Genomic DNA, 7,854 nt, shown 5'->3' on the forward strand with positions numbered 1-7,854 from the left:
GGCTAAAAGTGCCCAACGCCCATAAATGGAAAATCCATCCGTAACCCTTGTCAGATGAGGCTTTGGGGAGGACGGGCGAGTCGCTATGCGGGCGACCGTCGCGTGAAGACATGCTCGATCTGTTGCGTGCGCTGCACCTCGTCGTCGTCGAGATAGATCGAGGTCGTGGAAATCGATGCGTGCCGCAGATTTTCGCGCACGGTCGTGAGCGTTGCCCCGCCGGCCAGTGCGTGTGTCGCGTGCGAGTGACGCATCCAGTGCGGCGTGGCCTGCCGCAGTTTGTCTGCGAGTGATGGATGGTCGGCTTCGATGGCATCGGCCGCGTCGCTAAAGAACCGGCGCAGCATCTGCCTCAGGCGCGGCGTGGTGATGCCGCACGGCTCACCGAGGTGACCCAGTATCGGCGTATCAGGTGCCCATCGGGACGGCGTGACGGGCAGACCGCGTTGCGCCAGATACTGGTCCAGTGCGAAGCTTGCGAGTGACGGCAGGACCACCTTGCCGGGTTTCGCCCCCTTACCCGTGAGGTGAAGCCAGCGCTCACCGCGTGCGCCATGCTCGATGCCGCCGAGCGTCACACCAACCAGTTCGGCGGCCCTCAGGCCGGTCGCGTAACCGAAGTCGAGCAGAAATCGCAGGCGCTGTGCAGCCGGCACTGCCCAGCCATACGACCACTCGAGCCCATCGGCGATCGTGCGTACCAGCTCCCATTCGCCGGTCGTGAAGGCCCGGGATCTGTCCAGTTTGCCCGTGCGGCGCGCACCACGCACCTTGAGACCCGCGAACGGATTGGCCAGCACATAACGCTGCTCGATCAGCCAGCGGAACATGGCGCCGAGCACCGACAGCGCATAGGCGATGGAATTCGACGACAGTGCTCCCGTAAACGGCCGCCATTCGGGCGACGATCGTGGCCGCGCAGGTGCAACCCAGCGAGCGCGGGGCGCGGGATGGCGCAGGAAGGCACGCCAGGCCGTCGCATCCTCGCTGGTCAGTGACGATAACGCCTTGCCGCGTTCGACAATGGCCCACAGCAGCAGCCGCTCTGCCTCGCGGCGGTAGGCGCGCTGCGTGTCACGGGCTTCGTGCCGTTCGAGCCACGCGTTGATGGCCTGCCAGTCGTTATCGGCCTCAAGCGCGCACATGGATTTCGGCGCACGAAAGAGGCCGCGCGAACCATCGACTTCGCGTGGGACGAGGATGTTTTCCCACGGCACCACACCCTCGGGGGATGTAACGGCAACCAGTGCGCGCGCCCGCTCGGTGAGCGCGGGATGAGCCGCAAAGAATGCTTCGATACGGCGTGCGCTGCGCTCGCCGAGTCCGGCCACCGGAAGCCACCAGCGCCGCCGGCGGGGGATGCGTACGGTCAGATCGGCGAGCGTATGGATACCGTGCCGATGCAGGACCGCTACAACCCGTGCCGGTAGCCAGACGTCGACCCGGTCAGAGACCTGAGGTTGTGGGACCTGCAGCGATGGCAGCATATCAAGCGCCCGGCTGGCCGCCTTGCGATAAGACTCACGTTCATCCGCGGGACACTGGAAGAGTCTGGCCACATCCTCGCGATGCCGACTGAGGGCAAATTCGACGATCTGCCGGCGAATGCGGCCGATTACGCCGCGTGCTGACGTACCGTCCCCGAGCGCTTCAGGTTGATAGCGCTCGACAGCCTCACGCGAACCCATGCCAGCGTACCACGCGCGCAGCACGGATAACGACGGGGTATCGGGAAACGTGAAGGATGGGTCTATGTTCGGCATCTTTCGATTATAGATACGACAGCGCGATGGTGTGCCAGCCAGGTGAGACGCGTTTTGCAAAACGGAAGTTTTAGTATAAAACAGAAATCTATCGCTAATAAGCCTTAGCGATAGACATTCGAGAGCGCTCACCTCCATGTGACCGACGGACCGATTCAGACGCTGTGCCGTCGGGTAAAATGTGCGCAGCGATTGCCTTCCATTGTCTTCAGCGAAAATCTCCTCATGACCAGCACATCGCGTGTCCATCAGCATTGCGCACGACCACACTCCGTCAGCACTGTCAAAAGCCCGGAAGACCTTCAACTCACTGATCGGGCAGATCGGCAAACGACGCAAGCGCCCGCGCGACTGGGAAACGGTGACGCCAGTCTTCCAGAAGCAATATGTCGATGAAATTCTGCCCCTCGATAAAACGTCGGCGCAGTTGCAGGCCCGGATGGTGCGCCGTCTCGACCAGGCCCATGACCAGTTGACCCAGGCTGAACGCCGCAAGGTGGCGCTCGTGATTGTCGATCTGGCGGGCGACCTGATCGGCGGCGAAGACGACGAAGGGCAGATGAAGATCATCCACGACAGATACAGTCCAGAGAGCTACGACAGTCAGGTGGCCGCTGAGGTCGACGGGATGAAGAGCATGATCGAGACGATGTTCGGCGTTGACCTGGGAGACGATGAAGACCTGAATTCCCCGGAAGATCTGCTGCAGCGTGCGCAGGTCCATCTCCAGCAGGCCCAGGCGCAATGGGAAAGCGAGAATGTGCAACGCGATACCCGGCGTGCGAAACGGAAAAAATCATCCAGACAGCAAGCCGCCGAGGCGCGGGCACAGGAGCAGCAGGCGCAGGTCAACCTGTCCCTGCGCGGGGTTTACCGCAAACTGGCCAGCGCGTTGCATCCTGATCGTGAAACCGACCCTCAGGAGCGGGAGCGCAAGACCTGTCTGATGCAGCGTGTGAACGAGGCCTACCAGAAAAACAATCTGCTGCAGTTACTGGAACTGCAGCTTGAACTCGAGCACATTGACCAGCACGCGCTCAACGGCCTGAGTGAGGAGCGGCTGAAGCACTACAACACGATCCTGCGGGGTCAGGTGCGCGAACTCGATCAGGAAATCCTTCACGTCGAATCGGCCTTCCGGGATGCGTATGGGATGGATCCGTTCGGCCCGATATCACCCGATACGGTCCTGCGTGATCTTGCCAGCGAGATCGGGGAATTCCAGAACAACATCCGGACTCTCGAGCAGGACCTTGCAGCGTTCGAAGATGTCAGGAACCTGAAACTCTGGCTGAAACGCTGCAAGCTCGTACGCGCCAGGCCAGAGTTCGAATTTGCACCGTTTTGATGTGGAAGGAGACGCCTGTGCTCGACTATCAGTTGCTGAAAAATCATGCCGGCATTCTGCTCGTCGGCGACTACCATTCGCTCATCGAACTGCACGAGGTCGTCCATGACGTCAATGAACGCTCTCCCTTGATCCCGCAGGAAGACGGGCCATTTCTAGGCCTCGCGTATGATGTGCGCAAGGCTTATGAGCAGCAGCGGGAAATCCTGCAACCGCCCGAAGGCTACGAGGAAATGGGCGTGCGCTACGGTGTGGAGATTCTCTGGCCCGTTCTCCTCGTGCAGCATCGGATGCTGCGGGTCTCACTCGGATATCTTGACCATTCCAGGCGGCATCAGGCCATCACCTACTCGCTGGAAGCGGTCATCGAGGCGGCATTGCGGGAAGACTTTGGTGCGCAGGGGCAAGCGATGGTCGATCACTGGCTGCGAATCGATCCCACCGCGGACATCTTCGAAAAACTCGACAGCCGGGGCGCCATGTTCTGTTCCTGGTCGAAGGCCGAGCGGGCGGGCCGCCTGGCTTCGCTGCTGCTGAGCTTCGACTTTATGTACGACCGTTATTCCACGCCTGCGAACGGACCGCACACCCCGGAATCGATATCACCTCGCGAACTAAAGCGATGGGAAGGCGTTGAATGGCCTGACCCGAACTGGTAACCAGAAACCCCCATGCATGCACCGGAGCGCTCGCACCGTCTGTCGATCCTCACCCGGCAGGAGATCGACGATCTCTATGGCGTGCCGCGCTTTACCGGCGAGGAGCGTCAGACGTATTTTGAACTCGACGAACCGGAGTCGCGTGCGGTCTACTCCCGCACGACACCTGTTGCCGTTCACCTGACGCTGCAGCTCGGATACTTCCGGGCGAAGCGGCAGTTCTTCGATTACGACCCGGAGGCGGTGCGGGAGGATCTGGACTATGTCGTGCGGCGGCACTTTCCCCAGGTAGATCCGGCTACTATCAGTCTGCCGTCCCGTCCCACACGGCGAGCCCTGAGGGACACCATTCTCGATCTGTCCGGATATCGCCTGTGCGACAACGTAGCGCGCGAGGACCTTGAACGCCGCGCACAGCGTATCGCCATGCGCTCGACGCAACCTGTCTACCTCCTGCGCGAGATGTTGCAGTACCTGAGCCAGCAGCGCATCGTCGCCCCGGCCTATGCCATCCTGCAGGACATGACCGGTCGGGTCGTGACCAGCGAGCGCCAGCGCATTACTGCACTGCTGGACGAGGCGCTCACGCCAGACATCGCGCAACAGATTGACGCGCTGCTGCAGGCCGACGAATCCGCCTACCGGATCACGCTTCTGAAGCGCGAACCGCAGGATTTCAGCTGGCGTGAACTGCGCGAGGAAGTGGCCCGCCGACAGTCCTTCGCCTCCCTGCACGAATTTGCCCGAAGCTTTCTCGAGCTCGCCGGCATCTCAACCGAAAGTGGCCGGTATTACGCGTCGCTCGTCCGGTACTACACCGTCTACAAGCTCGGACGCATGCCGGCGCGGGTCGCGAGACTTTATCTGCTGTGTTTTGCGTTTCACCGGTTCCGGCAGATCAACGACAACCTGATCGATGCATTCATCCATCTTGTTCACCAGTACGAGAAATGGGCCCGGGCTGCAGCCCAGGAGGCCATGCTCAAGGCGCAGTCTGATGCGGGTTCGCGCCTTCAGGCCGCGGGCAAGGTGCTGGGCCTGTTCGTCGACGAGACGATTGCGGATAGCACGCCGTTCTTGAAAGTTCGAAAGCAGGCTTTTGCGCTACTCGAGCGTGAGCAGTTCGAGCCGGTGTCGGGCTATCTGCGCAACGTCGCTTTTGATCGCGCCGGCTTCGAGTGGACGCACTACGCAACGCTGTCAGCGAAAATCAAGCGCAACCTGCGGCACGTGTTCTGTGAACTTGAGTTCTCCGGCCGCATCGAGGATGCGCCGCTCCTGGAGGCCATCGCATTCCTGCATGATCTGCTGCGCAATGGCCGCTCGCTGCGGCAGGTGAAACCGGCCACGTTTCCCGTGGCGCTGATCCCGAAGAACCTGCAGCGTTATCTTTATACATCGGAGCCGGGCCGGAAGAAACAGCTCGATGTCGACCGTTATGAATTCCTCGTCTATCGGCTCCTGCGCAATGCGCTCGAAGCCGGTGACGTGTACGGCGAGGACAGCACGGAGTATCGCCGGTTCGAGGACGATCTGATCAGCGATGTCCGTTGGGAACAGAAGGACGCGCTGCTCAAGGACATCGGCGCGCCGGTTCTGCTCGCGCCCATCGAACAGACCCTGACGATGTTCCATGATGCAATCGACGCCAGCTTCAAACGCGTCAACGAGCGTATCGACAGCGGCGAGAACACGCACATCAACATCGGCCAGCGCAAGGGCGTGCGCCGGTGGACGCTGCTCTACCCTGAAATCGACGAAACGGTCAACGGATCGTTTTACGGCCAGTTGCCAGGCGTGAGCATCGCCAATCTGTTGTGGTTCGTCGCGGGCCGTACGGATTTCCTGAAGGCATTCACTCATGTGCTCGAACGTAACGCACGCCAGGATGCCGATCCACGTGAAATACTCGCCTGCGTGGTCGCCATGGGCACGAACATGGGGCTGCGCCGGATGGCCGAAGTCTCGGGCCTGAGCTACGCGAGCCTGCTCACCGCCGCCCGGAACTACCTGCGCCCGGAAACCCTGCATGGGGCCAACGATGCGATCAGCAACGCCACGGCCAGCCTGCCGGCGTTCCGGCTGTTCGACATCCGCGACGAGATTCATTCGAGCAGCGATGGACAGCGTTTCGAAACGCAGATCGACACGTTCAACGCCCGATACTCGCCAAAGTATTTCGGTCTGGACAAGGGCGTGAGCGCCAGCACGCTGGTCGCCAATCATGTACCGGCCAATGCGACCATCATCGGCACACACGAGCACGAATCCCATTACGTATTCGACCTGCTCTACAACAACACGTCCGACATCCAGTCCGATCGCCACTCGACCGACACGCATGGCACGAATCAGGTCAATTTCTTCACGCTGTTCACGTTCGGCTACCAGTTCGCGCCGCGCTATCGCGATCTGCACAAAAAGATCGATCGCCTGGTCGCCCGTCACCCGCCGGGTCATTACAATGAAGACTGGCTGATCCGGCCGTCGCGCAGGTCCGACGACGAACTGATTATCCGCGAGTGGCCCAACATCCAGCGCATCATGGCCTCGCTCGCGCAGAAGAATGTGACGCAGGCAACCATCGTACGCAAGCTCAGCAATTATGCCCGCCAGAACCAGACAAAGAAGGCGCTGTGGGAACTCGACAATCTGTGCCGCACGCTCTACATTCTGGAATTCATCGATGATGTCGGGTTGCGCCAGAGTGTGCAGAAAGCCCTGAACCGCGGCGAAGCCTATCACCGCCTGCGCCGTGCGATTGCCTTCGTCAATGCTGGCAGGTTTCGCGTGCAGACAGAGGCTGAACAGCAGATCTGGAATGAATGCTCGCGGTTGATTGCCAATGCGATCATTCACTACAACACGGCATTGCTTTCGCGGGTGTACGAGCAGAAGCGCGCCGCGAGCGACGATGTCGCAATGGCGCTGATCGCTGGCATGTCGCCCGTCGCCTGGCAGCATATCAACCTGTTCGGGGCATTCGAGTTCACGCCGGGCGGTGCCAACGTCGACATCGATGCGCTGGCCGCGTTCTATGCCGATCCGGCGTGGTGGAGCAGGATTGCCCGGCCGGGGCAGACACGGCCGGACGTGTAGCTGCCATGCGCAGCATTCGCCCCACGGGAAGTCCGGCGGACCGATCACGGAGAATCGCATGGGTGAGGCAAAACGCCGGGCAAACGAGGCTGCTGCATCGATTACACCGCAACAGCGGGAGCTCGCTGAGCGCATCGACGCGCAGATGCAACGTTTCCAGGCCGCAGGGCTGGACGAAGCGGAGATCATGGCGGCAATGGTCGACCATATGCCTGACTTCCATCGCCTGATGACGGAGCTGGAAAACGCCGCCATCAATCTTCTGGCGCGTGAGTTTGCCGGCTTCTATCGCTATGCGAAAATCGTTGAAACGGTTGCCTCAGGTATTGCAACGGGGCAGATTCAGGTGCCCGGCAAGGAGCGAAGATTTGCCGACGAGCACCGGATCGCCGCCGCGATCGACCAGCGCGTGCGTCAACTTGAAGCAAACGGCACCCGCGGCGCAGCCCTGCTTGCGCATATGGCTCCTATACGCCCGAGCTGCAACGGCTCTGGAACACCACCTCCAACGAACTGCTCGTGTCGCTGTGCCAGACGTACCCAGGCCTGTACCGCTATGGCGAGCTCTTCGAGCAGGCATGGCTCAAGGACGCCGGCAGGACAAAGTCCGGACAGGAGCTGCCTGATTCCATCAAGCCCACCGTCCTGCGTCTTCTCTCGGACGGCGCGACGCTTGAACGCGAGTTCCAGACGGTTCTCGATGCCCGTCCGCAGCGCGATCTCTGGGTGAAGGCTGAACTGCTGGAGCACACCTGGCAGCAGTGGACCACCTTGCTTGCGCAATTGCCTGCCATGTTGCAGGAGGCCGATATCCCGGAAGTCTCCCGGGAAACGATGCGCGCCATCTTTGAGCCCATGGCGCTGCGGATCGCAAACCTTCGCACCCAGGTTCAGCGCCCATAAACTCGAGACCTCCTCCCGAAAGCCTTGTCTGGCAGGGGGTACAGGGGGATTTTCCATTTATGGGCGTTGGACACTTTTAGCC

At 61.0% G+C, this 7,854-nt stretch carries 6 protein-coding genes; 4 read left to right on the forward strand and 2 right to left on the reverse strand.

Annotated features, from left to right (window positions below):
* Positions 1-83 precede the first annotated feature (83 nt).
* Positions 84-1,763, reverse strand: coding sequence for a site-specific integrase (locus PKKP23_RS32870; protein ID WP_126880020.1), 1,680 nt, complete (start codon positions 1,761-1,763; stop codon positions 84-86).
* Between the two features lie 241 nt (positions 1,764-2,004).
* Here PKKP23_RS32870 and PKKP23_RS32875 point away from each other — a divergent pair, with 241 nt between their 5' ends.
* From PKKP23_RS32875 to PKKP23_RS32885, 3 genes are read left to right on the forward strand one after another with little or no spacing between them, the layout of a single operon-like run.
* The gene (locus PKKP23_RS32875; RefSeq protein ID WP_126880016.1) at positions 2,005-3,111 is read left to right on the forward strand and encodes a J domain-containing protein; all 1,107 of its coding nucleotides are present in this window, start codon (positions 2,005-2,007) and stop codon (positions 3,109-3,111) included.
* Between the two features lie 17 nt (positions 3,112-3,128).
* Entirely contained in the window at positions 3,129-3,770 is a 642-nt protein-coding gene (locus PKKP23_RS32880) for a DUF6904 family protein (RefSeq protein WP_126880017.1), read from the forward strand.
* Between the two features lie 12 nt (positions 3,771-3,782).
* Complete coding sequence (locus PKKP23_RS32885; protein ID WP_126880018.1) at positions 3,783-6,869, forward strand: Tn3 family transposase; 3,087 nt, start codon at positions 3,783-3,785, stop codon at positions 6,867-6,869.
* A gap of 319 nt (positions 6,870-7,188) precedes the next feature.
* Here the strand turns inward: PKKP23_RS32885 and PKKP23_RS33925 are convergent, their stop codons facing one another.
* Positions 7,189-7,329 (reverse strand): hypothetical protein, encoded by a 141-nt coding sequence (locus PKKP23_RS33925; RefSeq protein ID WP_161978204.1) that lies wholly within the window; start codon positions 7,327-7,329, stop codon positions 7,189-7,191.
* 59 nt (positions 7,330-7,388) lie between these two features.
* Between PKKP23_RS33925 and PKKP23_RS32890 the strand changes: the two genes are divergently transcribed.
* On the forward strand, positions 7,389-7,772 hold the full coding sequence (locus PKKP23_RS32890; RefSeq protein ID WP_126880019.1) for a hypothetical protein: 384 nt from the start codon (positions 7,389-7,391) through the stop codon (positions 7,770-7,772).
* The last annotated feature ends 82 nt before the right edge of the window (positions 7,773-7,854 follow it).

The sequence above is a fragment of the Paraburkholderia kururiensis JCM 10599 = LMG 19447 genome, from assembly GCF_003986935.1.
GTDB lineage: Bacteria > Pseudomonadota > Gammaproteobacteria > Burkholderiales > Burkholderiaceae > Paraburkholderia > Paraburkholderia kururiensis.

Coding starts and splice junctions, on each gene's coding strand:
- PKKP23_RS33925 (WP_161978204.1), bottom strand. CDS start 7,329: ATGCGCAAGCAGGGCTGCGCCGCGGGTGCCGTTTGCTTCAAGTTGACG.
- PKKP23_RS32885 (WP_126880018.1), top strand. CDS start 3,783: ATGCATGCACCGGAGCGCTCGCACCGTCTGTCGATCCTCACCCGGCAG.
- PKKP23_RS32870 (WP_126880020.1), bottom strand. CDS start 1,763: ATGCCGAACATAGACCCATCCTTCACGTTTCCCGATACCCCGTCGTTA.